The organism is Pararhizobium qamdonense (assembly GCF_029277445.1).
GTDB lineage: Bacteria > Pseudomonadota > Alphaproteobacteria > Rhizobiales > Rhizobiaceae > Pararhizobium > Pararhizobium qamdonense.
Genome location: NZ_CP119566.1, coordinates 2,469,757 through 2,494,777 on the forward strand (window position 1 = coordinate 2,469,757; position 25,021 = coordinate 2,494,777).

Here is a 25,021-nt window from a genome sequence, read left to right on the forward strand (position 1 = left end):
TAGTGCTGATGCAGCAACCCGGCCTGCGCCGGGTCGAAAAAATCTTTTGATACAACGGCTTGGCTTGACTTGGTCATAGCAGATGCGTCCAAAATGACGACGATCCCTGGAGATTGCTTCTAACCGGTGCTTGAAGACGGGTGTTTGCGCCGTATGTCCTCCCGGGGCAGACGTATCGCGGCTGCCGTATTCCTGTTGATCTTCGGAAGGACAATTCCATGGCCGATCGTCTGAACGCTTCGTGCCGCTGCGGCGGTGTCAAATTTTCAATTCCGGTGGAATCCGCCGGAGTGTTCTGCTGTCATTGCGGCGATTGCCGCAAGGCGCATGGCAATTACATGGCGGTGATCGGTGCGCCGCGTGACGATGTCCAGTTCGAGGCCGACGGCACCCTGCAATGGTACGGCTATTCCGACAAGGCCAGGCGCGGGTTCTGCTCGACCTGCGGCAGCCGGCTTTTGAAGGACAATATCGGCACCGACCTCCTGATGGTCTCGGCCGGCGTCATCGATGGCGATACGGGCAAGAAGATCGTCAAGAACATCCTGACGGAGTTCAAGGGCGACTGGTACGAGCTGCCGGAGGTTCACGGCGCCTGAGCGCCGTCCTCAGCGCAGTCTTGCGATCACCAGATGACCTGCGATCGGCGCGCCTTCTTCCTTGCGCACGGTGATATCCGTGAGCTCGACGATATCGAAGCCGATCGCATCGAGCCTTTCGCGCACATAGGTTTCGGCATGGGCGAAACGCTGGTTCGGACCGACCATGAAGCTGCGGCCGGCAAAGGTGTCCGCAGGCAGGGTTTCGCTTGAGAAGATGAACAGGCCACCGGCATTCATATTCTCGGCGGCGCCGAAAAACAGGGCTTCGAGCGCGCCGAGATAGGGCAGCACGTCAGTCGCTGTAACGAGATCGAAGGGCTCATCGTCATTGTCCTCGAGAAAATCGACGACCTCGGCCACATAGAGCGTCTCGTAGACGTCCTTTTCATGGGCAATCTCGACCATGTTTTCCGACAGGTCGATGCCGGTAATATCCTCGGCCATGTCGCGCAGGGCGCTGCCGGTGAGGCCCGTGCCGCAACCGAGATCGAGCACGCGTGCAAACGGGCCGAGGTTGAGCGCCTGCAACCTTTGCCGCACCAGCATCGGCACGTGGTAGTCGAGCTGTTCGACCAGAACATCCTCGAACACATCGGCATGCTGATCAAAGAGCGTGGCGACATAGGCGTCGGGTGCCTTGTCGGGCGTCTCGCCGCGCCCCATCGAGGCAATCCGGACGGCAGCGCCGCCGTGATCGTCGGGGTCGATCGCCAGCACTTCTTCATAGGCTTTGACAGCCGCCTCGACGTCGCCGGACTTTTCCAAGGCGAGCGCGCGGTTATAGGCTTCGGCGAGGGCTTCTTCATCGATCTTCTGCATGGCGGCGTGTTTACGGCGCAGATCGGCGTTTGGCAATGAAAAACCCGCAAAGCAGGGCATTCTGGCGCTCAAAACACGTGCGCTGATGGCATGTGCAGGATTTCTTGATTGTGATCTTTGCTGGCTGCTGGTCTTATCGCGCCTCCATGGACATGAGGAGACGACAATGACGGATCAAAAGGTTGCAATCATCACGGCAGGCGGATCGGGCATGGGTGCCGTTTCGGCGCGCCGGCTGGCGGCGGAAGGGTATCATGTCGCCATCCTCTCCTCGTCCGGCAAGGGTGAAGCCCTGGCGCAGGAACTCGGCGGCATCGGTGTGACCGGCTCGAACCAGTCGAATGACGATCTGAAGCGTCTGGTGGATGCGGCCCATGACAAATGGGGCAGGGTGGATGCTCTGGTCAATTCCGCCGGCCACGGCCCGCGTGCCCCCGTGCTCGATCTGAGCGACGACGACTGGCACAAGGGCATGGAGGTCTATTTCCTCAATGTCGTGCGGCCCACCCGGCTGGTGACGCCGATCATGCTGGAGCAGAAATCCGGCAGCATCGTCAATATCTCCACCTATGCCACGTTCGAGCCCGACCCGCTGTTTCCCACATCCGGCGTTTTTCGCGCCGGGCTTACGGCGTTCACCAAGCTGTTTTCCGACAAATATGCCGGCGACAATATTCGAATGAACAACGTCCTGCCGGGCTTCATCGACAGCCTGCCTGCGACTGAAGAGCGGCGCCTGCGCATTCCCATGGGCCGTTACGGCACATCGGAAGAAGTGGCCGAGCTGGTGGCGCTTCTGGCGACCGACCGCGGCGGCTACATTACCGGCCAGAACATCCGCATCGACGGCGGCATCACCCGGTCGGTCTGATTGTACTCAGAGCGCGGGTTGTACTCAGGGCGCGGGGCGGGGGCATCAATTGATGATGAACTCGCCCTTGAGCGCCCGCCAGTCGGTGGCCGAAATCAGCCTGCGGTGGACATAGCGCACCGAGTGCAGCGGCCCTTCCAGCTTTTCCTGCCAGAATTTGAGAAAGCTCTTCATTTCCGGAAACTCCGGCGCCAGGTCGTAGTGCTGCCAGATATAGGTTTGCAGGAAAGCCGGATGATCGGGCATCCGGTATAGAATCTGGGCCGTCGTCAGGCCATAACCCTTGAGCTGCAGTTCCATTTCGTTCGTCATGCCGGACCTCATTTTGTTCAATGATGGTCCCTACGATTGAAGCATGGAAATGGTTAGCTGGATATTAACAATGCATCACGGGAAAACAAAATAACGTTCAAAATCAAGTGTTTGGCAGCATGGGTTGGAGAGTGCTGCCAAACGGTTCGTTGGTCTCACCGCTTCAAATGCCGTGTCAGGCGGGTTTCGATCCAGGCCCAGAGATTGCGCAGCAGTTCCACCATGATCAGGTAGAGGACGGCGGCCCAGAGGTACATCTGGAAATCATAGGTGCGGGAAAAGGCGCGGCGGGTTTCGCCCATCAGGTCGAAGACGGTGACGATCGCGACGATGGCCGAGCCCTTGATCATCAGGATGATCTCGTTGCCATAGGGCCGAAGGGCGACGATCATCGCTTGCGGCAGGATGATCTTGAAGAAGGCAACGCCTTTGGGCAGGCCAAGGGCGGCGGCGCCTTCATGCTGGCCGCGCGGCACGCTTTCGATGGCGCCGCGCAGGATTTCGGCCTGGTAGGCGGCGGTGTTCAGCGTGAAGGTGAAGAGTGCGCAGAACCAGGCATCCTTGAACAGCGACCAGAGCCCGACGGCCTCCAGATAGGGCCGGAAACTGCCCAGGCCGTAATAGACGAGGAAGAGCTGGGTGATCAGCGGCGTGCCACGGAAAAAATAGACATAGCCATAGGCGATCCAGGACAGAACCTTGTTTTTGGTCATCCGGCCATAGGCGATCGGCAGCGAAAGGATTGCGCCCAGCACGATCGAAATGCTGACCAGCGTCAGCGTGACGCGCAAGCCGGACAGGAAGCTCGGGCCGTATTTGGCGAATTTTTCAGGGCTCCAGGAATCGACGACGAACAGGAAGATGCCGACGGAGACAGCCAGCCAAACGCCGAGCAGGGCGCGGCCAAGCAGGCGGCTGAACGTGTAACGCCTTACCGCTTCCGGCGGTGGCGGCAGGGCAGGCAGCATGGTTTCGGCATGGCTCATCGGGCAACCTCCGCACGTTTGGTCCAGCGTTCGAGCGCCGAGAAGACGAACGACGATACCATCGCCAGGATGAGGAAGAGGAGGCAGGCGATCGAGAAGAATTCGAAGGCATTCTTGGTGACGCGGGCAGCGACACCGGTCTGGCGCAGGATATCCGGCAGGCCGATGACGGAGACGAGGGCCGTGTCCTTCAAGAGCGCCATCCAGAGATTGCCAAGTCCCGGCAGCGCGATGCGCACCAGCTGCGGCAGGACGATGAGCCGCATGGTCTTGCCGCGATGTAGGCCGAGCGCATCGCCGGCCTCGTACTGGCCGCGCGGAATGGCCTTGAAGGCGGACAGGAGCACTTCCGAGCAATAGGCGGAGAAGACGACGCCGAGCGCAATCATGCCGGCGATGAAGGCATTGATCTCGACCGGCCCTTCATAGCCCATGGCCGCCATCGCCTGCTGGGCGACGATCTGCAGCCCATAGTAGACGATGAACAGCGTCAGAAGCTCCGGCAGGCCGCGAAAGATCGTGGTGTAAATATTGGTCGCCAGCCGTAGAGATTTTTCTTCCGATTGTTTTGCCAGCGCGATGAAGAAGCCGAGGAAAAGCCCGATCGGCAAGGTGCAGATCGCCAGGCTCGCGGTGATCATGAAACCATAGGCGATCTCGTCGCCCCAACCGGTATCGCCGCAGGCCAACAGCGTCTCTTGCGCGAATAGCCGGAAGATGCCGATCGGGCCGCACATCGGATCGATGATGCTGGCGAACCACGAGACAATGGAAGAGAGGGCAGCAAAAGCAGCCTGCATCAGTCTGATTTCCCCTGTATCGCGTCTTTTGCGCGCTTATTGTTATTCTGCGTTGTCAAACCGGATACTCGTCAGATCAATGCGGCACCAGAATGCGCCGCACTAAACTCACGAGAATCTAGAATGGCGGAAGGGCAGGCCTTCCGCCATCATATTTCAGCAACAGCTCAAGATTAATCGCCGTAAACGTCGAAGTCGAAATATTTGTCAGCGACTTCCTTATACTTGCCATTGGCGCGGATGGCTGCAATCGCCGTGTTGAACTTGTCCTTCAACGCGGTATCGCCCTTGCGCACGGCAATGCCGGCACCGATGCCGTTGATTTCCGGATCGGGCTTCAGGGCCTTCAGGAGCTTGCAGCAAGCGCCATCGGCCGTCTTCAGCCACGATGTCAGGACGACGACGTCATCGATGACCGCATCGACGCGGCCATTGGCGACGTCAAGCTTGTACTCGTCGGGGGTCGGATAGAGCTTCAGCTCCGATTCCTTGAAGAAGGCTTCGGCATAGTTGGAGTGCGTCGTCGAGGACTGTGCGCCCAGCGACTTGCCGGCGAGGCCAGCTTCGGTCGCTTCGGTGATCGGCGAATCCTTCGGAACGACGATGGCCGGGCCGGTATTGTAGTATTTGTTGGTGAAATCGACCTTTTCCATCCGCTCCGGCGTGATCGACATCGAAGCGATGATGGCATCGAACTTCTTGGCGAGCAGAGCCGGAATGATGCCGTCCCAATCCTGGGTGACGAAGGTGCATTCGGCCTTCATCTCGACGCAGAGCGCCTTGGCGATATCGACATCGAAGCCGGTCAGGGTGCCGTCGGCTTCCAGATTGTTGAAGGGCGGGTAGGCGCCTTCCGTACCGATGACGATTTTTTCGCCATCGGCCATGGCGGAGCCTGCCATCAGCGCGAAAACGGCAGCGGAAGCGGCCATGGCGAGACGTCTGGAAATACGCATTGTGATCCTCTCTGTTGGCGGACAGCCGGTTTCTTGTTCTTAACGGCCGCCGGTAAGCCAACCGTCTTTGCGGTCGGGCTGGCGCGATATTCCTACGCTTTAAATGGAAAAATCAACAGTAAAGCAGTGCTGCCTTGATGAAAAGTCTGCACATCTTCATGCCGTCGCACTGGTTGCGCCGGGATGCAGGCCTATGTCTGGCGAAGATGAACGTAACATTCATGCTGAGTTAATGCAGGTTTCGCTAATCAACCATGTCTGATTTGAGCCGGTTCGCCTTTTTTTCACCGCCTGGCCTGTCCAAAGAGCGGTGAGGGACGGACGGTGGGGATGCCCCTCCGGTTCAACGCAACGAAAACGGGACCTCTGAAGGAGGAGACATTTATGAGCATCCGATCCAAACTTTTCGCCACCGTGGCGTTTCCCATGCTGTCGATTTCGGTCGCCATCCAGCCGGCTTTGGCCGACAGTCTGATGAAGCCGTTCGAAGTCGCGCAGGAAGATGGCGCAGCGCAAGCCGATGGCGGCGAACAGGCGCCGGAAGACGTGATCAAGAAGCGCCGCCCGCGCGCCGAACAGTCCGAAGAACAGCCGGCGGAAAACCAGGAACAGGAGCCGAGCCGCGCCGAGCGCCGCAAGCAGCGCGCCGAACAGCAGCAGGAGCAGGCTCAGCCCGAACAGGAAGCCCAGCCGGCGCAGGAAGAACAGCCAAGCCGCGCCGAACGCCGCAAGCAGCGGGCTGAACAGCAGCAGCAAGAGGAACAGGCCCAGCCGTCCGGCGACGATGGCGCCGCAGCGGCTGCCGAAGAAAAGGCCAGGGCGCGTGCCGAGCGCAAGAAACAGCAGGCCGAACAGCAGCAGGAGCAGCCCTCCGGTGACGACGGCGCTGCAGCGGCTGCCGAGGAAAAGGCCAAGACCCGTGCCGAGCGCCGCAAGCAGAAGGCTGAGCAGCAACAGCAGGAGCAGCAATCCGAACAGGCGCAGCCCTCTGGGGACGATGGGGCGGCAACGGCTGCCGAAGAGAAGGCCAAGGCCCGCGCTGAACGCAAAAAACAGCAGGCCGAGCAGCAGCAGGAAGAACAGGCTGAGCCTTCCGATGATGACAACAGCAAGGCTTCCCGGCAGGAAAAAGCCAGGGATCGTGCCGAGCGCAAGAAGAAGTTGGAGGAAGAGCAGCGGACTGCTCCTTCGCGCGACGACGCGGAACTACAGAAAGCCGCCGAGGAGAAAGCGCGTATCCGCGCTGAAAGAAAGGCGCGCGAACAGGCCGAGCAGCAGGAGGAAGGTCAGCAGGATGGCCAGGAGCCGGCAGCCGGGGGCGCTTTGCGTCCGGCCATCGACGGTGATGCGGAGCCCGCCAAGCGTCCCGATCGCCGCAAGCCGATCCCGGAGGTTGTCGATACCCGCAGCCAGGAGGAAAAGCAGGAGATCGCCCGCGATCCATCCAAGAGCGACGAAACCGTCGTGCTTCCGGTCGACAATGGCGCAGCCGTTCTCGACAGCGACAAGGATGCCGACAATGCCGACGGCAATGCGCGCGAAAACCGCCGCAAGCAGCGTGAGCGTGCCCGTGCAGAGGACGATAATGTCGAGGTTCCGAAGAGCGATGCCGAAGCGCAGTCGCGGCGCAACGACCGCCGTCCGACCCGCGAGGAACTGGGCGCCAATCTGAAGGAAGAAGGCCGCCGTGTCGACCGGGAGCCGGAATTCGGCGTCAACGACCTGATCGATGCCTTTACCGGCAATGGCGGACGGCGTCCGCGCATCGATGAGAGCCGCGACAACCGCACGGTTATCGATTTCGGCGACCAGATCATCGTTCGAAGCGACGACCGCCCGCGTCTGCGCCGCAACGCGCAGGAAACCTACTATGAAGAATTGTCGCGCGGCCGGTCCCGCGAGACGATCGAGCGGCCGAACGGCGTGCGGATCGTGACGGTCTACAATCGCTACGGCGATATCATGCAGCGCTCGCGGATCGACCAGGACGGCCGCGAATATCTGATGATCTATGCGCCGGAAGCCGATGAGGGTCCGCGCCCGCCGGCCTATGACGTCGGTGAGGATCTGCCGCCGATGCGCCTGCGCGTGCCGGTTCGCGATTACATCATCGATACGTCGAGCGAGCCTGACCGCGATTACTATGACTTCCTCGCCGAACCGCCGGTGGAGCAGGTCGAGCGTACCTATACGATCGACGAGGTGAAGAACTCTGCCCGTATCCGCGACAAGGTGCGCCGTATCGATCTTGATACGATCACCTTTGCGACCGGCAGCGCCGAAGTTCCGTTGTCGCAGGCAAAAACCCTGCGCAAGGTGGCCGATGCGATGCTGGAAGTGATCGAGAAGGATCCGGGCGAAACCTTCTTCATCGAAGGCCATACGGATGCCGTCGGTGGCGACGAGCCGAACCTGGTGCTCTCGGACGAGCGCGCCGAATCGGTCGCTTCGCTGCTGAGTGAAGTCTATGACATCCCGGCCGAAAACCTGGTCACACAGGGCTATGGCGAGCGTTTCCTGAAGGTGCGCACGCAAGGGCCAGAGCAGGAGAACCGTCGCGTGACAATCCGCCGCGTGACGCCGCTGGTCCGTCCGGTGGCCCAGAAATAGCCATAGTCCGGTCTCTCTGCTAGAGATGCCCTGAGCGACGGCCCGGTGCGCAAGCGCCGGGCCGTTTTGCGTGGTGTTGTTCCCCATCCCGGCACTCCTGCCGGATTGCATTCGCGAGTTTCCGATGAAAACTGTTCTTGCCGCTCTTTTGATCAGCATGTCCGCCGGTCACGCCTGTCTGGCTGCAACCCGGCTGGTGGAGCCGAAGCTGCGGCTTGAAAGCCAGGCGAAGGGGGCCGCACCGCGCGTTGCCCTGACATTCGATGCGTGCAGCGGCAAGACCGACGCGCGCATCCTGTCGACCCTGATCGAGAACCGCATCCCTGCGACGATCTTCGTGACGGCGCGCTGGCTGAAACGCAACGCCGCAACCATGGCCATCTTCAAGGCGCATCCGGATCTGTTCGAGATCGAGAATCACGGGGCGATGCATGTTCCGGCGGTCGATCGTCCGGTCTCGATCTATGGCATTGCGGCGGCCGGCAGTGCGCAGGCGGTTGCGGCGGAAGTTGCCGGCGGTGCGGGCGCGATCGAGGCCGAAGGCCTGCAGCCGCACTGGTTCCGGGGCGCAACGGCGAAATATACCCTGTCGTCGATCGGGCAGATCCGGCAGATGGGATTTCGCGTCGCCGGCTATTCGGTGAATGGCGATGGCGGTTCGCTGCTTGCGGCAGGCGCTGCACAAAAGCGGTTTGCCTCTGCCAAGGACGGCGACGTGATCATTGCCCATATCAACCAGCCGGCGCATGCGGCCGGCGACGGCGTCGTCAAGGGCATCCTCGACCTGAAAACCAAGGGCTACACGTTCGTGCGTCTCGAAGAAGCGACCGAGGACGGCAGCGACGACACGACGAACTGATCGCCGAAAATCATTCCGGCTGTTTTGCCAGTCCCGTGGTCTGCTCGATGAAATCGGCGATCGCCAGCGTGTCGTTCAGATCGAAGACCGTGAGGCCGCTGTCTTCGACCGGGTGATCGGCGGCAATCGCGACAATGTGCGGATCTGTGGGAGCGAGCGGTTCGCGGTTCCTGGAGTCCAGCCGCCGGGCCTCGATCTTCGGGATCGGCTCGCGCTTGTAGCCTTCGATCAGCACGAGATCGCAGGGCGCCAAGCGCGCAAGAATTTCCGGGAATGTCGGCTCGGGCGCACCGCGCAACTCGTGCATGATGGCATAGCGCGTGCCCGAGACGATGGTCACCTCATGGGCACCGGCCTCGCGATGGCGAAAGCTGTCGGCGCCGACCTTGTCGATGTCGAAATCATGGTGGGCATGCTTGACCGTCGAGACGCGGTAGCCGCGGCGCGTCAGTTCGGTGACAAGGCGCACGGCAAGACCGGTCTTGCCGGAATTCTTCCAGCCGGCGATGCCGAAGACTTTTGGACCCATGGTTTCCAGCTCTGTCATTGCTCAAGCCCCTCGATCAGCGGCAACCAGCGCTGCGCCATTTCAAGGTCTGCCTTTGTGTTGATATTGAAGAACGGGTCGATCGGGCCGTCCACGGTTTCGATCACCGGGAATTCGGCCTTTTCAAACGGGTGGCTTTCGATGAAACCACGCACCCGGCGCTTTTCGTCGGTCAGGAGCCAATGTTCGAGCGCATCGGCCAGGGCAACCGGCCAAAGCGCAAAGACCGGATGCATGATGCCGGCCGAAGTGGCAACGGCGATCTGGCCGGGGCGGGTCAGCGCCTGTTGAAGCCGGGCAACGAGATCACGCGGAAAGAATGGCGTGTCGGTCGGAACGGTAGCGATGTGGCTGGCAATCGGCAAATGCCGCGCCGCATGCCGCATTCCCGACAGCACCCCTGCCATCGGCCCGACATGGCCCGGAACCGTATCGGCAAACACGGTGATGCCGGGCGCAAGGTTCAAGCCACCTTTATTGCTGTTGACGCTGAGGCCGTCCGTCTGGGGCGCGAGACGTTCGATGACATGGTGCACAAGCGGCTTATCCCCCAGCATCACTGCGGCCTTGTCCTCACCCATGCGCGACGACAGGCCGCCGGCGAGCACGACGCCACGTGGGAGATGAGATGGCGGGCTTGCCGGTAGGCTCATGACACTGTCCTGCCTTTTGATAGGTTCATTTCGGCGATCCCGGTTGCGATTGCTGCGCAAGCGCGATCCGGCGCTTGTTTTCGCGGGCGAATGTATAAAGCCCCGAACCGATGATGATCGCAACGCCGGTGACCATCCATACATCCGGCTCCTCGGCAAAGAACAGGATGCCGATGCTGATCGACCAGATCAGGCTGGTATAGCGGAACGGCGCTACGATGGCGATTTCGCCGTTGCGCATGGCCAGAACGATACATTGATAGCCGACTAACAACAGCAGGCTGGCCCCGGCCAGAATGCCGATCGAGGTCATCGTCATCGGTTGCCAGCCGCCGAGCGGCACGATGAGAATAGCACCGGTTACGGTGATCACGGTGGCGGTAATCACGGAAATGAACAGGGAGGGGATCGCAGGATCGATCCGGCGGGTGCACAGATCGCGGATCGCTGCGAAGACGACGGAGACGACGACGCTTAAAGCCGCGACTGTGAAGCCTTCCGGGCCGGGCCTGAGAATGATGAGCACGCCAACAAAGCCGATGAGGATCGCCAGCCAGCGCCGCCAGCCCACGGGTTCACCGAGAAACAGCGCCGCCCCCAAAGTGACCGCCAGCGGCAGCGCCTGTAGGATCGCCGAGGCATTGGCGAGCGGGATCTGCCCGAGTGCATAGATATAGGAGATGGAGGCGCCGACCTCGGCGGCGATCCGCAGCGCAATGACCGGCGAGCGGATCAGCCGGAACGAACGCAACGCGCCGAAATGGCGCGCCAAGAGCAGAACCAGCACCGATGTGAAGAAGCCGCGCACCAGCATGATCTGGCCGGCATTCATCACGCCGGTGACGGACTTGATCAGCGCGTCGTTGCAGGTGAAGCCTGCCATGGCCAGGCACATGAAGATGGCGCCGCGGAAATTTGCGGTAGGTTGCATTCTTTTTACAGGTCCGTTCTCATCGCTGCCCGGTTTCTTGAAACAGCGATGCGGCGGGCTTCAAGTCTGCGCTGCTGGTCGTTGCCTATCTCTAAAGCATCGGCGTTTGTTTTATGCAACTGCTATCCCGGTTCTGTTTAAATTGATGGCAGCACTGCAAGAATAGCCAATTCCATTCTCTTTGTAGAACCGTGAAATATGGCCCTGCCGAAATTTTGAGCGCGCTTTTAAACCCTGGGATTTTTGGCGAAATATTAAGTTTCGCTGCCTATCGTGATCAAATTCCGCTGCCCTTCGCATGATGCGAATAAGGTTGACGTAACGGACACCTATGTCCGCTCGCCTCAACCGGATGACATTCCGATCAGCGCCATGGCTGCGCCCCGGTTCGTTCGTTCTCAACCAGAGAGCAATCTGGCGGAAATGTCCGATTTGCTCAACATCTGGAGTTCGGAATGTCCCTGATCGATCGCTCTTTGCAGCGTCTGCGCATTGTCACCAAGGTTTTGCTGTTCGTGGTGCCGCTGGTGGCGCTGATTGCCGGTATCGGCCTTGTCGGATATTTTACCGCAAGCACGCTCAACGGCCATATGACCGTGACGCGCGAAACGATCAACAATCTCTCCGACTTCCAGTCGCTGCGCAGCGGGCTGCAGAATTTCTCAGACAATCCGACCGAAGAGACACGCGCGACGCTGGCAAACCGGATCGACGAGCAGGAAAGCGGCATCCGCACGCTCGACGGACTGCTGACGGCGGGCGAAGACAAGGCGAAGGTTCACCCGGTCGTGTCGCTGGGTGAGGCCATGCGCGGTCAACTAGACAAGCTCTGGTCGATCAAAACCGAGCGCGACGCGGTCACGGCATCGCTTGATGCGGCGCTGGCCGATATGACGGCGCAGGGCAACACCGCCTTCAAGCAGATCGATATTTTGCGCAAGGAATCCGGCGAAAAGGAATCCTTTGCCAAGGCGCTGCTGTTTGACGCCGCCGCATACCAGGGCCTTGCCGAACGCATCAAGAAATTCCGCTTGCCGGTCACCATGGCGATCGCCCCGGATGCCAAGGTGCAGCAGGCAACCACGCTGATGCCGCATCTTTTGAAGCAGATTACCGAGGCCGAGAAGATCGCCTCCGACAAGGTTTTGTTGAGGATCGCCGAGGTGAAGGCGGATACGAAGGTCATTCAGGATATTCTGGCCAGCAGCGACGCCAACGACGTCAAGAAGACGCAGCTGAGTTCGGCGCTGATCAAGTTTTCCAAATATGAATCCGACTTTGCCAAGGAAGCCGTGACCAATTCGGATACGGCCGCCAAGCGCTTCGTCGGCATGGACAGCGAAATCTCTACCTTGAAAACGCTGATCGGCCTGATGAACGAGACCTTCAAGGGCCTCGACGACACGCGCCTGCATATCAGCGAACTGCACCGCAAGCTGGATACGGAAAGCCGCGCCAGTGTCATGACCGATATCGCATCCGTGCGCGAAAGCGTGGCGAAACTGTCGGACCTCGGCGCCAAGAATGCGGCGCTGCGCGATCTCGCCGGCAAGCTTGCGCCATCCCTGACGCAGATCGATACCGGGACAGCCCAGCTGATCGATGTCGGCGCCCGCTGGCAGGCGGCAAAAGCTGACGCCGCAGCGCTGGTGGCCGATGCCAGCCAGACCCTCGAGAATTTCGTCAGCAGCGCCCAGGAGGCCGGCAAGAAGGACAGCCAGCGTTCCGCCGATGTCTCGATCATCGCCATGGTTGCCGGAACGCTGCTTGCCATCGTCGGCGGCCTGATGCTGATCGAAACGCTGCGCGGCCCGTTGAAGCGCGTGACCGAAACGATGACGCGGCTTGCCAATGGCGATCTTGAGGTTGCCATCGAAGGCCGCAACCGCGGCGACGAAATCGGCGACATGGTGCGCTCGGTTGCCGTCTTCCGTGACAATGCGGTCGAAAATGTCCGGCTGGGGCAGGAGGCGGAAGCCGCCCGCACGCTCTCGGCCGAAGAGGAAGGCCGCCGCCGCAAGGAGCGCGCCCGCATCGAGGCCGATCAGATGGAAGCGCTCACCGCGCTGTCGGACGTGCTGGCCAAGCTTGCCGACGGCAATCTGGAAGAGGGCATGGCGGAAGATCTTTCCGAAGATTACATCGTCATGGCCCGCACCTATAACAATGCGGTGGACGCGCTGCGCGCGACGCTGATCGACGTCCGCACGGTGACCGACGAAATCACCAGCGGTACGGGCAACCTTGCGACCTCGGCTGATGACCTCGCGCGCCGCACCGAGCAGCAGGCCGCAGCGCTGGAGGAAAGCTCGCGCGCCCTTGGCCAGCTGACGGAGATCGTCCGCTCGACGGCGGAAAGCGCGCGCAAGACCACCGTCTCGGTCGATCAGACCCACAGCTATGCCAAGCATTCCGGCGAAGTCGTCGCCAAGGCGATCGATGCGATGGCGGCGATCAACAAGTCGTCCGACAAGATCTCGACGATCATCGGCGTCATCGACGAAATTGCGTTCCAGACCAACCTTCTGGCGCTGAATGCCGGGGTCGAGGCGGCGCGGGCCGGCGAGGCGGGCCGCGGCTTTGCCGTCGTTGCCCAGGAAGTCCGCGAGCTTGCGCAGCGCTGCGCAGGTGCTGCCCGCGAGATCAAGGGGCTGATCTCGGAAAGCTCCGTGCAGGTGCGCGGCGGCGTGGAACTGGTGCAGGAAACCGGCAATGCGCTCACCGTCATCAACCAGCATATCTCGACCATCCACCAGCTGGTCAGCAACATCGAATCGGCCGCCGCCGATCAGTATCGCGGCCTCAACGAGGTCAATCAGGCGGTGCGCGAAGTCGAGCTGATCACCCAGCAGAACGCGGCCATGGTCGAGGAAAACACCGCCGAAATCCACGGCCTTCGCCATCAGGTTGATATTCTCAACGAGAAGATCGAACGCTTCAAGACGGGCACCAGCCGCTCGGTCTCGGGCGGCCGGGTGCAGGGATATGGCCGGAGTTACGCTGCGTAACCAGCGTTCCCAACGAAAAAGGCCGCCTGATATCATCCAGGCGGCCTTTTTTGCGTCCTGTGGGCGACGAATCAGCCGCCCGTAACGCTCATATGTCTTGCAACCGCCGGCTTGTTGCGGGTGCGGTCGATGATGAAGTCGTGGCCTTTCGGTTTGCGGGTGATGGCTTCGTCGATGACGGTGGAGAGGTAGGCGTCGTCTTCGGAGGCTCGTAGCGCCGTGCGCAGGTCGGCGGCGTCGTTCTGGCCGAGGCACATGTACAGTGTGCCAGTGCAGGTAAGGCGGACGCGGTTGCAGCTCTCGCAGAAATTATGGGTCATCGGCGTGATCAGGCCAAGGCGGCCACCGGTCTCGGCGACCTGAAGATAGCGTGCCGGGCCGCCGGTCTTGTAGGGAATGTCGGAGAAGGTGAATTTTTCGGCAAGTGTATCGCGCAGTTCGGACAGCGGCATGTAGTGGTCCGTGCGGTCCTCGTCGATTTCGCCCATCGGCATGGTTTCGATCAGCGTCAGGTCCATGCCGCGCCCATGCGCCCAGCGCATCATGGCGGGGATTTCCAAATCGTTGAAGCCCTTGAGCGCGACGGCGTTGATCTTGACATGAATGCCAGCTGCCTGCGCGGCATCGATTCCTTCCATGACTTTCGCCAATTCGCCCCAGCGGGTGATCTGCTTGAATTTTTGCGGATCGAGCGTGTCGAGCGAGACGTTGATGCGGCGCACGCCGCAATCGGCGAGCTCTGTGGCAAATTTCGACAGTTGCGAGCCATTGGTGGTCAGCGTCAATTCGTCGAGATCGCCGGCATGCACATGCTTGCCCAGTTCGCGCACCAGGAACATGACGTTCTTGCGCACCAGCGGTTCGCCGCCAGTCAGCCGCAGCTTGCGCACGCCCTTGGCGATGAAGGCGGAACAGAGGCGGTTCAGCTCTTCCAGCGTCAACAGGTCCTTCTTTGGCAGGAAGGTCATGTTTTCGGCCATGCAATAGGTGCAGCGGAAGTCGCAGCGATCCGTCACCGAAACCCTCAGATAGGTCACGGCCCGCCCGAAGGGGTCGATCATCGGTGTTTTGGCATCGGCCAGCCTCTGGGCGCCGGTCCTGTCGATGGTGACGGTGTTCAACACAATTCTCCTGTTCCTTCAATGTCGTGACCAAAACAGGCGGCGTCAAGGCGCAAGCGGTCAAATGCTTGAGAAACAGGCGAGAAACAGTTTATTCCGATGAGAGGGAAGTGCGGCTTTGCGATCGCGGCGCGCGGGCAATTCCCTCCGGTTCGAAACTGCGCTAGTGCTCTCACAGCAATGGAGACGACATGGCATGAGCGATATCTGGCCGACCGAACTGCGCGTATCCAAGGACCGCCACCGGCTGACGGTTGCCTTCAACGATGGCACGTCCTTTGACTTTTCGGCCGAAATGCTGCGCGTCCTATCGCCGTCGGCTGAGGTCCAGGGCCATGGACCGGGGCAGGGACTGACCGTGCCCGGCAAGCGCAATGTCGCGATCATCTCGATGACCCCGACCGGAAACTATGCGGTTCGCATCGGCTTTGACGACGGCCATGATACCGGCATCTTCACCTGGACTTATCTGCGCGAGCTGGGGGCAACCGGAGAAACGCTGTTTGCGGCCTACGAGCAGGATCTCGCCGGCAAGGGCATGACGCGCGACAAGGCTGAAAAGCCGCGCTGACGGTGCGCTTCGCCATCAGCCGAGGTCGGCTTCGTCTTTCAGCAGCCGCTGGATCAGCCGTTCCATCGATTGCGCGACCATCAGGCATTCCTCGATCGGCTCGCTCTCCAGCGATTTGTCGATCACGGCGGTCTGGATTTCCATCGCCTGTTCGGTGAGCAGACGGCCGTCGGCCGTCAGCGACAGGCGCAGCACGCGCTTGTCCTTGTCGTCGCCGCGCCGCTCGATCAGGCCGCGCTTTTCCAGCTGCGGCAGCAGCATGCTCATATTGGAGCGGCCGACCAGCAGTTTTCGCGCCAGCTCCTGCTGCGAGATGCCGTCGAAGCGATAAAGATTGATCAGGATATCCAGGTGCGGCGGCTTGATATCGAGTTCGGCGAGCCTGCGCGTCAGCGTTTGCTGCATCAGCTGGCAGGCGCGGGCAACGGCGATCCAGCTGCGGAAACGCGGATGATCCCAGGGAAAATGAGGATGTTCGATCGTCGCTTGCTTTTTGTTCATCGTTGTACAATAATGTTCATCATTGAACATTTAAAGGGAATCCCACTATGGCATCCTTTGCGGTCAAGGTCACCCGCCTTGCGCTGAAATGCGTGTCGGCGGTATCGCCGGAGATGGCGGGGCAGCTGGCCTTCCGCCTGTTCAGCATCACGCCATCGCGCAAGCCCAGGAGTCCCAAGGAAAAAGCAGCACTTGCGGCTGCAGAACCCGTCATGGCAAAGGCAACGCCGGTGACGCTGTCCTTTGCCGGCGGCTGGATCACGGCAAAGCATTTTGACGCGCAACCGGCAGACGGCGCGAAAAGCCGCATCCTCCTGGTTCACGGCTGGGGATCGCGCAGCAATTATCTGGCGGCCATGATCGACGGACTGACGGCCGGTGGCGCCGAGGTGGTTGCTCTCGACTGGCCGGGACACGGCGCTTCGCCGGGACGCACCTTGACCATGCCGGCGGCCGTGCGGGCGATCGATGCGGCCTGGCGGCAGTTCGGCGGCTTCGATGCCGCCGTTGGGCATTCTTTCGGCGGTGCGAGCCTTGCCTGTGCGGCGGGCGGTGTGGTGGACGATGTGCCCTCCCACGTTGCCGGGAAAATGGTGCTGATCGGCGCACCCAGCGAGATGACCTGGCTTTTCAAAGGCTTTGGCAGGTATCTCCGGCTATCCGCCAAGGCCCAGGCGGCGCTTGAGGACATGGTGATGCGTCTCTCCGGCCGCACGCTCGAGGAGTTCGATGCAGCACGGATCGTTGGAATGCTCAGCACGCCGGTGCTGGTGATCCATGCCGAGGACGACAAGGAAGTCAGTGCCGATCATGCGCGCCGTTATGCGGCGGCGGGTGGCAATATCGATCTCGAATGGGCCAACGGCCTCGGTCACCGCCGGATCGTCTCTGCTCCAGCCGTGATCGCGCGCATCAATGCCTTCCTTCATGCGAGCGCGGCCGGGCAGCGCAGGGCTGCCTGACCGATTCGCGCGTGCTGTCATAATGACGTCATGCTATCGGTCGAAAGGATCGCAGGGCTTACGGCCCTGACGAAGGCAGGTTCGATATGGAGAGCGGCATGACGATCATTCGCACGGTCGAGGAACTGACGGCGCTGTATGGCGCCACGAGCGAGGCTTCGATGGTCAAGGTGACCAGCCGGCTGACGCCTGACTATGCCCGGATGATCGAGGCGTCACCTTTTGCAGCACTTGCGACGGTGGGACCGGAAGGGCTCGACTGTTCTCCGCGCGGCGACGACGCCTGCGTGGTGCGGATCGCCGACGACAGGACCGTGCTGATGCCGGACTGGCGCGGCAATAACCGGGTGGATTCGCTGGCCAATATCGTGCGCGACCCGCGTGTGGCGCTGATGTTCCTGGTACCGGGCTCGACGACGACGATGCGGATCAACGGCACCGCCGTGGTCAGCGTCGATCCGGACCTCACCCAATCGTTCGAGGTCGATGGCAAACATCCGCGCAGCGTCATCGTCGTCACCATCGGCGAGGTCTATTTCCAATGTGCCCGCGCGCTCATCCGCTCCCGGATCTGGGATCCCAAGCGCTTCGTCGATCCGCAGTCGCTGCCCACACCGGGCACGCTGTTGAAGGCCGCCAAAGCTGATTTCGACAAGGACAGCTATGACCGCGAATGGCCGGAGCGCGCCGCAAAGACCATGTGGTAAAAAACGCGGTCGCTGGCGAATAAAACCGGGTCGCAAATCGTTTTTCCAGCAACAGGCATGGTGTTCGTTTGATGATGCAACAGTTGCCGTTTGTTGGGGAGAAGATATGACATACAGGACCGCATTTCTGGCAATGATCGCCGCATTTGGCTTTTCAGCGGGCGCCGCACAAGCCGACAGGCTCGTGGAGGAATATAGTGCCTATATCGGCGAGGAGGATCTCTATAACTCCAATGGCGAGGCGTTGACTGAGCCCTGGCAGGTGATCCGGCAGGACCGGGCGAACTATCACCGCTACGGCGTCCGCCAGCCCGGCGATGAAGGCGACAGTTTCTTTGCCTCGCCCAAAAACCGTGAAAAGGCCGAGCGCATGATCGAGTATGGCACGATCGATTACCGCGCCGCCCGCGCGCTGCTGCGGGGCGGGTCCGTCATCAATGTGCAGATTTTAAGGGGTGCCGATGGCGACTATATCAACGTCTCTGTCGATTAGGCGGGCGCTTGCCGGGCTAGTGGTTGCAGCGATGTTGGCTGCCGCCTTGCCAGTCCAGGCCTCGGAGCTGACGCTTGAACAGAAAGTGGATTTGCTGATCGCGGCCTATCCCGCAACGCTTTCCAAAGCCGAAGGCGGCTCTGTTGCCTTGCGCTCGGGCGGATCGATGCCGGTCGATGACGGCAAGGTCAAGGATCATGCGGAAAAACTGGCCAAGGGCGATATCGAGGACAGCCTGGCCCAGCTCTATCCCGCCGGTCCCTGCGCGATCAAGCCGGACGTGAATTTCGATCCGGGCCGCATTCGCAGCGATGCCCTGATGATGCAGCTTTATGGACAATCGGCCAATGAGGTGAAGGCGTCTCTCGTCCCCGTCGACTGGTTCGGCACGGTGCTGCGCGTGACCAAACGTCAAGGGGCTGCCGTAGCGCTTGAGAAGGTGCGCGACGCATTGAAGACGATGCCGGAACTGAAGGCGTTTCTCACGCCATCGGCCGGAACCTTCAACTGGCGCAGGGTGGCTGGCGCCTCGAACATGTCAGTCCATAGTTTCGGTGCGGCGATCGATCTCAATACCCAATATGCCGACTACTGGATCTGGGCCGGCGGCAAGCCGGGACGGGTGGCGCAATACCGCAACCAATATCCGATGGAGATCGTCGATGTCTTTGAGCGGCACGGCTTCATCTGGGGCGGGCGCTGGTATCACTACGACACCATGCATTTCGAATACCGGCCCGAACTGATCGCCATTGGGAAGGCAGCGGGCGTTGCGGCCTGCCGGTAGCGCTTAAGCAGCTGGGAATCGCATCGCCGTCTACTTGCGGTAGATCAGCCAGTTCTTGCCGGTATCCTTCTTCATGCCCTCTTCGAACAGGATCGTTCTGTTGCGGCCGGCATTCTTGGCGCAGTAGAGCGCGATATCGGACTTGTTGTAAAGGTCGGTCGGGTCATCGGCATGCGATGCCTGGCAGACGCCGACGGAGAGCGTGATCGGGCCGTAATTGACGCCTGTCTTGGAGTTCTTGAAGGGCGTGGTCGCCAGTGCGTTGCGGATGCGCTCGGCCACCTGCAGGCTTTCCTCCAGGCTGCTATCGCTCAGAATGATGGCGAATTCCTCGCCGCCGGTGCGCGCCACAAAGGCGTCGCGGCGCAGATTGGCGCGGATGACCGTGCCGACCGTCGCCAAGATCTTGTCGCCGACCGGATGGCCGTAACTGTCATTGACCTTCTTGAAATGGTCGATATCGGCAATCAGCAAGCCGGTGAAGCTGCGCTGCTGGTCGGAATTGTAGATCGAGGCCAGTTTTTCATCGAAAGCCCGGCGGTTGGCAAGGCGGGTCAGGGAATCGGTGTTGGCGATGCGCTTATATTCGTCGAGTTCCTGGCGGATGATCTCCATTTCGAAGGATTTCAGCGAGACATTTTCGGCCCGCTCCTTGCCCTGGCTCATCGTGTCCGCCGTCGCCTCGGTCAGAAGGCTGACGCATTGGCGCAGGATTTCGGCACTGGAACTGCTCTTGCCGGTGATGTTCTGATAGGTCTCGTCGAGAAGCTTGTTGTAGTTCTCGAGCGCAAACTGCTCGTCGCGCAACAGCTTGAGCAGTTCGGCAAGTTCGGTGGTCAGATGGTTATGGGCGCGGTCGATGCCGGCGGCATGATGGACATGGCTGAAATAGCGTGCACCGATCTCGTCCAGCTCTTCCTGGGTTGCGCGGCTGCCGAGTGCTGCCAGTTCCTTGGTCAATTTCGGGTTGGAGCCGATATAGGCTTCGTAATAAAGCTCATAGTTGCGTGGCAGCGGTGAGATGCCCATGATCCGCATCGCGTAGGTTACCTGCGCTGCGATATCCGGAATTTGCGCCTTATTAGAAGTCGCTTGCATGGCAAGCTCCTGTTTTGTTGTCTCCAGCCGCTAGTTTTAGGGGTTAAAGATTTTGGAAGGCTTAACGTTTGGCAAATCCGGCTATGAAAAAATGCTTTCACACCTTGGCAGACGAAAACGGGCAGCCCTGAGGACTGCCCGAATGATCTACCGGAGATTGCGTGCTTGCCGTCTCAGGAAGGGCTGATCATCGTTTCGGGGCGCACCGCCGCGTCGAACTCGGCATCGGTGACGTAACCGCCGCCGACGGCTTCTTCGCGCAGCGTCGTGCCGTTCTTATGGGCAGTCTTGGCGATCTTGGCAGCATTGTCATAGCCGATCTTCGGGGCAAGCGCCGTGACGAGCATCAGCGAGCGGTCGAGGGCCGCCTTGATATTGTCTTCGCGCGCCTCGATGCCGACGACGCAATTGTCGGTGAAGGAGACCACGGCATCGGAGAGCAGCTGGACCGACTGCAGGAAGTTATAGGCCATCAGCGGGTTGTAGACATTGAGCTCGAAATGGCCCTGGCTGCCGGCGAAGGTGAGGGCGGCATTGTTGCCAAAGACCTGGACGCAGACCTGCGTCAGCGCTTCGCACTGGGTGGGGTTGACCTTGCCCGGCATGATCGACGAGCCCGGCTCGTTTTCCGGCAGCGACAGTTCGCCAAGGCCGGAGCGCGGGCCGGAGCCGAGGAAGCGGATATCGTTGGCGATCTTGAAAAGGGCGGCTGCGCCCGAATTGATGGCGCCGTGGCTGAACACCATCGAATCGTGGGCGGCGAGCGCTTCGAACTTGTTGGGGGCGGTGACGAAGGCGATGCCGGTAATCGCGGCGATCTCCTCGGCGACCTTTTCGGCAAAGCCGATCGGGGCGTTGAGGCCGGTTCCGACCGCCGTGCCGCCTTGTGCCAGTTCGCAAAGGCCGGGCAGGGTCATTTCGATGCGCTTGATCGAGGAGGCGACCTGGGCGGCATAGCCGGAGAATTCCTGGCCGAGTGTCAGCGGCGTGGCATCCTGCGTGTGGGTGCGGCCGATCTTGATGATATGGTCGAAGGCCTTCACCTTCGCGACGAGCGCGGCATGCAGGTGCTTCAGGGCCGGCAGGAGGTCATGGACGACACGTTCGGCGCAGGCGATGTGCATGGCCGTCGGATAGGTGTCGTTCGACGACTGGCTCATGTTGACGTGGTCGTTCGGATGGACGGGCTTCTTTGAGCCCATGACGCCGCCGAGCATTTCGATGGCCCGGTTGGAGATGACTTCATTGGCGTTCATGTTCGACTGCGTGCCGGAGCCCGTCTGCCAGACGACGAGCGGGAAGTGATCGTTCAGCTTGCCGTCGATGACTTCCTGGGCGGCCGCGATGATCGCGTTGCCGACGGCCGGGTCAAGGCCCTGCAGTTCCATGTTGGCGCGGGCGGCGGCCTGCTTGACGATCCCCAAGGCGCGCACGATCGACAGCGGCTGCTTTTCCCAGCCGATCTTGAAATTGCCGAGCGAGCGCTGTGCCTGTGCGCCCCAATAGCGGTCGCTGGCAACGTCGATCGGGCCGAACGTATCTGTTTCCGTGCGCGTTGAAGTCATCTGAAATCCCTGCTTTCGTCATGCGGTGGAGGACCGGGGCGGTTTCAAGGCCGGGCGGTTGACACCGGAAGGTGGATTTTGCCGCCGGGTGCGGCGGTCTAAAGCTGTGATGCGGTTCTCTCTGGCCCAGGTGCCCGGTGCTTGTAAAGAGGTTGTGAGGGCGGGCGCCATGCTACAATCGTTTAAAATATCATCCCGCCGGTCTTTCGGGTGGCTGCGCGTGGAGATGGCTATTCGCCGCACCTCCCGCACGCCTGCCTGTGCCTTTTCAGACACAAGTGCCGGGATAGTTTTCCGGGCATTCTCAGCAGTTTTTATGCGGCAAGCCGATTTTCTCGCATTGTTGAAAAATAATGCAAGGATTTCAAATTTTTGGATGTCCTCGTCCGTCTTCTTCATGCAGGCGCTCTCACAGATTTGTGACGGTCTGCGCGGGTCTTGCCAGCTGGCCGTTTCCTTTTCATTCACCATCCTTTCTTATAAGTACGAAAGCCTGGTGACATGACGGAGCATCAGGCGCGAACCGCTGGTGGCGGCAATGCGATACGGGGACGAGTGAGCCAATGAAGTTGATGAAGACTGCTGCGATCGTGACACTGATGACCGGGTGCGCGTTTGCCTCTCTCGGTGTGCACAATGCCGAAGCGCTGACCCTCATGGATCTTTTCCGCAAGAAGAGGCCGGTTGCCGAGGAATACCAGCCATTGCCGGGTGTCGAGCAGGCACAGCCCGTGCAGAAACAGGCGGCACGGCCGCTGCCCAAGGTGACGTCGCCGCAATATTATACCTATAAGGCCGAGCCGCTGCGCCGGATCGCCACGGCAAAGCTCGTCGATCCCGTAGTGACCGGTTCCGTCAGTACCGACGTTTCGGCAACGGCGCCGGTGGACGCGCCAGCCGGTGCGCGCCAGTTTCTTCCAGACGTCACCGCTTATGCTCCGGCCGATATCGCCAAGGCGGTCGAGGCTTTTTACACGGGCCGCGACGGCTTCGTCTGGATCGACGGCGAAGCGCCGAATGCAGCCGCCAAAGCGGCGCTGACTGTTTTGGGGCAGGCGGCAAGCGTCGGTCTTGATCCGCAGGACTATGCCGTCACGGTTCCATCCGATATGTTCGACCGCAACGACATGCCCGCGCGCGAAAAGGCGCTGGTCGAGTTCGAAATCCAGCTGTCTGCCGCAACGCTCACCTATATTGCCGACACGGTGCGGGGCCGCATCGATCCGAACAAGATTTCCGGCTATCACGATTTCAAGCGCAAGGACGTCAACCTCACCGGCAAGATGGAGAATATCGCCAGAAGCCATGATGTGGCCGCCTATCTGAATTCGCAGACGCCGACCGGTGTCGAATTTCAGGCGCTGAAGCGCGAACTGGCGGCCCTTCAGGCCGAGAGCGGCGATGCACCTCGGATTGCGATTGCGCCGGGCACCTTGTTGAAGCCAGGGATCAGCAATCCGGAACTGGCCAATGTGGTCGCTGCCATCCGCGCCAAGGGCTCGGATGCGCTGAAGGTCGAACACGCGCTGACGCTGTCGGCCTATCAGGGCACCCCGGACTATACGCCGGACCTGGTGGCGCTGGTCGAAGGTTTTCAGAAGGAACATGGCCTGACGCCTGACGGTGTCGTCGGCAAGGCGTCGATCCGCCTGCTCACGGGTGGCGACACGACGGAAAGCAAGGCCGCCAAGGTGCGGATCGCCATGGAGCAGGCCCGCTGGCTTCCGGGCGATCTCGGTAGCCGCTATGTGTTCATCAATCAGCCCGCCTTCATGGTCTATTACCACGATCAGGGTGCCGAGCAGTTTGCCATGCGCGTGGTCGTCGGCTCCAAGGCGCACCAGACATTCTTCTTCCAGGACGAGATCCAGACCGTCGAATTCAATCCCTATTGGGGCGTACCGCAGTCGATCATCATCAATGAGATGCTACCCAAGCTGCGCAACGATCCCGGTTATCTCGACCGCCTCGGCTACCAGGTGGAAGTGAAGGGACGGCCGGTTTCATCCTACGACGTCAACTGGAACGGCTCGACCGCCGGTGTCGCCGTGCGCCAGCCGCCAAGCAGCGACAATGCGCTGGGCGAGTTGAAGATCCTGTTCCCGAATGCGCATGCCATCTACATGCACGACACACCGTCAAAGAGCTTCTTCAAGAAGGACGACCGGGCGCTGAGCCATGGCTGCGTACGTCTGGCCGATCCGCGCAAGATGGCGGCAGCCGTGCTTGGAACGACGGTCGAGGATGTCGGCAAGCAGATTGCCGGTGGCCGCAACAAGGGCGTGTCGGTTCCGGAGAAAATCCCTGTCTACGTGGCCTATTTTACCGCATGGCCGAACAAGGACGGTACGGTCGAATATTTCCACGATGTCTATGATCGCGACATGTATATGGACCGCGCCCTTGAGGCCACTCGCCTGGCCCGCCGCGCCGAGGGGTGAGACGTTTGATCCGTTCCTGAAGCCGGTGTTGAGCCGGCTTCAGATCAACATCACGTCCGTGCGATCAGGCGTTCGATCAAAGCCGGGGTCAGTTCGTCGAAATGGCGGATAATGATATCGGGCTGAAGACTTTCGATGGGCACGTCGGAATAGCCGAAGGGAACGCCGATCGAGCGGATGGAGGCGTTCCTGGCGACGAGAATATCGTTGAGGCTATCGCCGATCATGACGGACTTTTCCGGTGATCCACCGGCAAGGCGGATGGTCGATAGCAGATGTTCGGCATCGGGCTTGCGAACCGGAAAGGTATCGCCGCCGGTGATGGCGGCGAAGCGGGACGCCAGGCCCAGGCCCTCGAGCAGGCTTTTTGCCAGCATTTCCAGCTTGTTGGTGCAGACGGCGAGCGTATAGCCCGCGTCGGTGAGACGGTCCATGGCGGTCACGACGCCCGGATAGGGGAACGAATCGCCCGGCATCGAACCATGATAGAAATCGATGAATTCTTTCATCTGCCAGTCCAGATCCGTGCTGGAGAGTGTCTGGCCGCGCAATGTGAACGTGCGCTCGATCATCGCCTTGGCGCCGTGGCCGACGAGATGGGTGAGGTCGTCATAGGTCACTGGCGCGAGCCCGGCTTGCGTGACGGCATGGTTGAGGCTTGCGACCAGATCGGGTGCTGTATCGACGAGGGTTCCATCAAGATCAAAGACGACAACGGATGCGGACACTGGAACCTCTTGAAATTGGGGAAAAATCTTGCCATCCGGGTAGGCGAAGCGGGCGGGAAAAGCAATCGCAACTTTCTGCGGTGGCGCCGGTTT

24 protein-coding genes and 1 pseudogene are annotated in these 25,021 nt (G+C 60.7%); 11 read left to right on the forward strand and 14 right to left on the reverse strand.

Annotated features, from left to right (window positions below):
* Nucleotides 1-218 precede the first annotated feature (218 nt).
* Nucleotides 219-599, forward strand: coding sequence for a GFA family protein (locus PYR65_RS11885; protein WP_276118128.1), 381 nt, complete (start codon nucleotides 219-221; stop codon nucleotides 597-599).
* Nucleotides 600-608: 9 nt separating this feature from the next.
* On the opposite strand, the gene PYR65_RS11890 is transcribed toward PYR65_RS11885, so the two are convergent.
* A complete protein-coding gene (locus PYR65_RS11890) occupies nucleotides 609-1,421 on the reverse strand; it encodes a class I SAM-dependent DNA methyltransferase (RefSeq protein WP_276118129.1) in 813 nt (270 codons plus the stop codon).
* A gap of 166 nt (nucleotides 1,422-1,587) precedes the next feature.
* Here PYR65_RS11890 and PYR65_RS11895 point away from each other — a divergent pair, with 166 nt between their 5' ends.
* Nucleotides 1,588-2,292 (forward strand): SDR family oxidoreductase, encoded by a 705-nt coding sequence (locus tag PYR65_RS11895; protein WP_060640786.1) that lies wholly within the window; start codon nucleotides 1,588-1,590, stop codon nucleotides 2,290-2,292.
* Nucleotides 2,293-2,337: 45 nt separating this feature from the next.
* Here PYR65_RS11895 and PYR65_RS11900 read toward each other — a convergent pair whose 3' ends face one another.
* The 4 genes from PYR65_RS11900 to PYR65_RS11915 form a co-directional block, all read right to left on the reverse strand.
* Nucleotides 2,338-2,604, reverse strand: a complete 267-nt coding sequence (locus PYR65_RS11900; protein WP_060640997.1) for an usg protein — start codon at nucleotides 2,602-2,604, stop codon at nucleotides 2,338-2,340.
* Nucleotides 2,605-2,759: 155 nt separating this feature from the next.
* Nucleotides 2,760-3,590, reverse strand: a complete 831-nt coding sequence (locus PYR65_RS11905; RefSeq protein ID WP_060640787.1) for an ABC transporter permease — start codon at nucleotides 3,588-3,590, stop codon at nucleotides 2,760-2,762.
* Nucleotides 3,587-4,390 carry an ABC transporter permease gene (locus PYR65_RS11910; protein ID WP_060640788.1) on the reverse strand — a complete coding sequence of 268 codons (804 nt, stop codon included), beginning with the start codon at nucleotides 4,388-4,390 and terminating at the stop codon, nucleotides 3,587-3,589. Before PYR65_RS11910 ends, PYR65_RS11905 begins: the two co-directional genes overlap by 4 nt.
* A gap of 173 nt (nucleotides 4,391-4,563) precedes the next feature.
* Complete coding sequence (locus PYR65_RS11915) at nucleotides 4,564-5,346, reverse strand: ABC transporter substrate-binding protein (protein WP_060640789.1); 783 nt, start codon at nucleotides 5,344-5,346, stop codon at nucleotides 4,564-4,566.
* 384 nt (nucleotides 5,347-5,730) lie between these two features.
* Here PYR65_RS11915 and PYR65_RS11920 point away from each other — a divergent pair, with 384 nt between their 5' ends.
* Nucleotides 5,731-7,956 carry an OmpA family protein gene (locus tag PYR65_RS11920; RefSeq protein ID WP_276118130.1) on the forward strand — a complete coding sequence of 742 codons (2,226 nt, stop codon included), beginning with the start codon at nucleotides 5,731-5,733 and terminating at the stop codon, nucleotides 7,954-7,956.
* 124 nt (nucleotides 7,957-8,080) lie between these two features.
* The gene (locus PYR65_RS11925) at nucleotides 8,081-8,815 is read left to right on the forward strand and encodes a polysaccharide deacetylase family protein (protein WP_407951231.1); all 735 of its coding nucleotides are present in this window, start codon (nucleotides 8,081-8,083) and stop codon (nucleotides 8,813-8,815) included.
* A gap of 10 nt (nucleotides 8,816-8,825) precedes the next feature.
* Here the strand turns inward: PYR65_RS11925 and mobB are convergent, their stop codons facing one another.
* The 3 genes from mobB to PYR65_RS11940 are packed head-to-tail and all read right to left on the reverse strand — an operon-like array spanning nucleotide 8,826 to nucleotide 10,946.
* Entirely contained in the window at nucleotides 8,826-9,362 is a 537-nt protein-coding gene (gene mobB, locus PYR65_RS11930; RefSeq protein WP_276118131.1) for a molybdopterin-guanine dinucleotide biosynthesis protein B, read from the reverse strand.
* Nucleotides 9,359-10,015: a molybdenum cofactor guanylyltransferase MobA gene (mobA, locus tag PYR65_RS11935; protein WP_276118132.1), complete on the reverse strand. Its 657-nt coding sequence runs from the start codon at nucleotides 10,013-10,015 to the stop codon at nucleotides 9,359-9,361. Before mobA ends, mobB begins: the two co-directional genes overlap by 4 nt.
* Nucleotides 10,016-10,040: 25 nt before the next feature.
* Complete coding sequence (locus PYR65_RS11940) at nucleotides 10,041-10,946, reverse strand: DMT family transporter (protein ID WP_276118133.1); 906 nt, start codon at nucleotides 10,944-10,946, stop codon at nucleotides 10,041-10,043.
* A gap of 455 nt (nucleotides 10,947-11,401) precedes the next feature.
* Between PYR65_RS11940 and PYR65_RS11945 the strand changes: the two genes are divergently transcribed.
* Nucleotides 11,402-13,954, forward strand: a complete 2,553-nt coding sequence (locus PYR65_RS11945; RefSeq protein WP_276118134.1) for a methyl-accepting chemotaxis protein — start codon at nucleotides 11,402-11,404, stop codon at nucleotides 13,952-13,954.
* A gap of 71 nt (nucleotides 13,955-14,025) precedes the next feature.
* On the opposite strand, the gene moaA is transcribed toward PYR65_RS11945, so the two are convergent.
* Nucleotides 14,026-15,075, reverse strand: coding sequence for a GTP 3',8-cyclase MoaA (gene moaA, locus PYR65_RS11950; protein ID WP_276118135.1), 1,050 nt, complete (start codon nucleotides 15,073-15,075; stop codon nucleotides 14,026-14,028).
* Between the two features lie 196 nt (nucleotides 15,076-15,271).
* Here moaA and PYR65_RS11955 point away from each other — a divergent pair, with 196 nt between their 5' ends.
* Nucleotides 15,272-15,646 (forward strand): DUF971 domain-containing protein, encoded by a 375-nt coding sequence (locus tag PYR65_RS11955; protein WP_276118136.1) that lies wholly within the window; start codon nucleotides 15,272-15,274, stop codon nucleotides 15,644-15,646.
* A gap of 15 nt (nucleotides 15,647-15,661) precedes the next feature.
* Here PYR65_RS11955 and PYR65_RS11960 read toward each other — a convergent pair whose 3' ends face one another.
* Nucleotides 15,662-16,147, reverse strand: a complete 486-nt coding sequence (locus PYR65_RS11960) for a MarR family winged helix-turn-helix transcriptional regulator (RefSeq protein WP_276118137.1) — start codon at nucleotides 16,145-16,147, stop codon at nucleotides 15,662-15,664.
* Between the two features lie 47 nt (nucleotides 16,148-16,194).
* On the opposite strand from PYR65_RS11960, the gene PYR65_RS11965 reads away from it, so the two are divergent.
* From PYR65_RS11965 to PYR65_RS11980, 4 genes are all read left to right on the forward strand, one after another.
* Nucleotides 16,195-17,109 carry an alpha/beta hydrolase gene (locus tag PYR65_RS11965; protein ID WP_276118138.1) on the forward strand — a complete coding sequence of 305 codons (915 nt, stop codon included), beginning with the start codon at nucleotides 16,195-16,197 and terminating at the stop codon, nucleotides 17,107-17,109.
* A 98-nt stretch (nucleotides 17,110-17,207) separates the two neighbouring features.
* A complete protein-coding gene (locus tag PYR65_RS11970; RefSeq protein WP_276118139.1) occupies nucleotides 17,208-17,816 on the forward strand; it encodes a pyridoxamine 5'-phosphate oxidase family protein in 609 nt (202 codons plus the stop codon).
* A gap of 106 nt (nucleotides 17,817-17,922) precedes the next feature.
* The gene (locus tag PYR65_RS11975; RefSeq protein WP_276118140.1) at nucleotides 17,923-18,309 is read left to right on the forward strand and encodes a hypothetical protein; all 387 of its coding nucleotides are present in this window, start codon (nucleotides 17,923-17,925) and stop codon (nucleotides 18,307-18,309) included.
* Entirely contained in the window at nucleotides 18,278-19,096 is an 819-nt protein-coding gene (locus tag PYR65_RS11980) for a M15 family metallopeptidase (protein WP_276118141.1), read from the forward strand. Before PYR65_RS11975 ends, PYR65_RS11980 begins: the two co-directional genes overlap by 32 nt.
* 30 nt (nucleotides 19,097-19,126) lie before the next feature.
* Here PYR65_RS11980 and PYR65_RS11985 read toward each other — a convergent pair whose 3' ends face one another.
* The 3 genes and pseudogenes from PYR65_RS11985 to PYR65_RS11995 all read right to left on the reverse strand — a co-directional run bounded on the left by PYR65_RS11985 (nucleotide 19,127) and on the right by PYR65_RS11995 (nucleotide 22,158).
* Nucleotides 19,127-20,194 carry a GGDEF domain-containing protein gene (locus tag PYR65_RS11985; protein ID WP_060640801.1) on the reverse strand — a complete coding sequence of 356 codons (1,068 nt, stop codon included), beginning with the start codon at nucleotides 20,192-20,194 and terminating at the stop codon, nucleotides 19,127-19,129.
* Between the two features lie 173 nt (nucleotides 20,195-20,367).
* A pseudogene (gene fumC, locus PYR65_RS11990) lies at nucleotides 20,368-21,781 on the reverse strand (class II fumarate hydratase).
* Nucleotides 21,778-22,158, reverse strand: a complete 381-nt coding sequence (locus PYR65_RS11995) for a hypothetical protein (RefSeq protein ID WP_276118143.1) — start codon at nucleotides 22,156-22,158, stop codon at nucleotides 21,778-21,780. Before PYR65_RS11995 ends, fumC begins: the two are co-directional and overlap by 4 nt.
* 164 nt (nucleotides 22,159-22,322) lie before the next feature.
* On the opposite strand from PYR65_RS11995, the gene PYR65_RS12000 reads away from it, so the two are divergent.
* Nucleotides 22,323-24,200: a L,D-transpeptidase family protein gene (locus PYR65_RS12000; protein ID WP_276118144.1), complete on the forward strand. Its 1,878-nt coding sequence runs from the start codon at nucleotides 22,323-22,325 to the stop codon at nucleotides 24,198-24,200.
* Between the two features lie 50 nt (nucleotides 24,201-24,250).
* Here PYR65_RS12000 and PYR65_RS12005 read toward each other — a convergent pair whose 3' ends face one another.
* Nucleotides 24,251-24,928: an HAD family hydrolase gene (locus tag PYR65_RS12005; RefSeq protein WP_276118145.1), complete on the reverse strand. Its 678-nt coding sequence runs from the start codon at nucleotides 24,926-24,928 to the stop codon at nucleotides 24,251-24,253.
* Between the last annotated feature and the right edge of the window lie 93 nt (nucleotides 24,929-25,021).

Coding starts and splice junctions, on each gene's coding strand:
- PYR65_RS11885 (WP_276118128.1), top strand. CDS start 219: ATGGCCGATCGTCTGAACGCTTCGTGCCGCTGCGGCGGTGTCAAATTT.
- PYR65_RS11890 (WP_276118129.1), bottom strand. CDS start 1,421: ATGCAGAAGATCGATGAAGAAGCCCTCGCCGAAGCCTATAACCGCGCG.
- PYR65_RS11895 (WP_060640786.1), top strand. CDS start 1,588: ATGACGGATCAAAAGGTTGCAATCATCACGGCAGGCGGATCGGGCATG.
- PYR65_RS11900 (WP_060640997.1), bottom strand. CDS start 2,604: ATGACGAACGAAATGGAACTGCAGCTCAAGGGTTATGGCCTGACGACG.
- PYR65_RS11905 (WP_060640787.1), bottom strand. CDS start 3,590: ATGAGCCATGCCGAAACCATGCTGCCTGCCCTGCCGCCACCGCCGGAA.
- PYR65_RS11910 (WP_060640788.1), bottom strand. CDS start 4,390: ATGCAGGCTGCTTTTGCTGCCCTCTCTTCCATTGTCTCGTGGTTCGCC.
- PYR65_RS11915 (WP_060640789.1), bottom strand. CDS start 5,346: ATGCGTATTTCCAGACGTCTCGCCATGGCCGCTTCCGCTGCCGTTTTC.
- PYR65_RS11920 (WP_276118130.1), top strand. CDS start 5,731: ATGAGCATCCGATCCAAACTTTTCGCCACCGTGGCGTTTCCCATGCTG.
- PYR65_RS11925 (WP_407951231.1), top strand. CDS start 8,081: ATGAAAACTGTTCTTGCCGCTCTTTTGATCAGCATGTCCGCCGGTCAC.
- mobB (WP_276118131.1), bottom strand. CDS start 9,362: ATGACAGAGCTGGAAACCATGGGTCCAAAAGTCTTCGGCATCGCCGGC.
- mobA (WP_276118132.1), bottom strand. CDS start 10,015: ATGAGCCTACCGGCAAGCCCGCCATCTCATCTCCCACGTGGCGTCGTG.
- PYR65_RS11940 (WP_276118133.1), bottom strand. CDS start 10,946: ATGCAACCTACCGCAAATTTCCGCGGCGCCATCTTCATGTGCCTGGCC.
- PYR65_RS11945 (WP_276118134.1), top strand. CDS start 11,402: ATGTCCCTGATCGATCGCTCTTTGCAGCGTCTGCGCATTGTCACCAAG.
- PYR65_RS11955 (WP_276118136.1), top strand. CDS start 15,272: ATGAGCGATATCTGGCCGACCGAACTGCGCGTATCCAAGGACCGCCAC.
- PYR65_RS11960 (WP_276118137.1), bottom strand. CDS start 16,147: ATGAACAAAAAGCAAGCGACGATCGAACATCCTCATTTTCCCTGGGAT.
- PYR65_RS11965 (WP_276118138.1), top strand. CDS start 16,195: ATGGCATCCTTTGCGGTCAAGGTCACCCGCCTTGCGCTGAAATGCGTG.
- PYR65_RS11970 (WP_276118139.1), top strand. CDS start 17,208: ATGACGATCATTCGCACGGTCGAGGAACTGACGGCGCTGTATGGCGCC.
- PYR65_RS11975 (WP_276118140.1), top strand. CDS start 17,923: ATGACATACAGGACCGCATTTCTGGCAATGATCGCCGCATTTGGCTTT.
- PYR65_RS11980 (WP_276118141.1), top strand. CDS start 18,278: ATGGCGACTATATCAACGTCTCTGTCGATTAGGCGGGCGCTTGCCGGG.
- PYR65_RS11985 (WP_060640801.1), bottom strand. CDS start 20,194: ATGCAAGCGACTTCTAATAAGGCGCAAATTCCGGATATCGCAGCGCAG.
- PYR65_RS11995 (WP_276118143.1), bottom strand. CDS start 22,158: ATGAAGAAGACGGACGAGGACATCCAAAAATTTGAAATCCTTGCATTA.
- PYR65_RS12000 (WP_276118144.1), top strand. CDS start 22,323: ATGAAGTTGATGAAGACTGCTGCGATCGTGACACTGATGACCGGGTGC.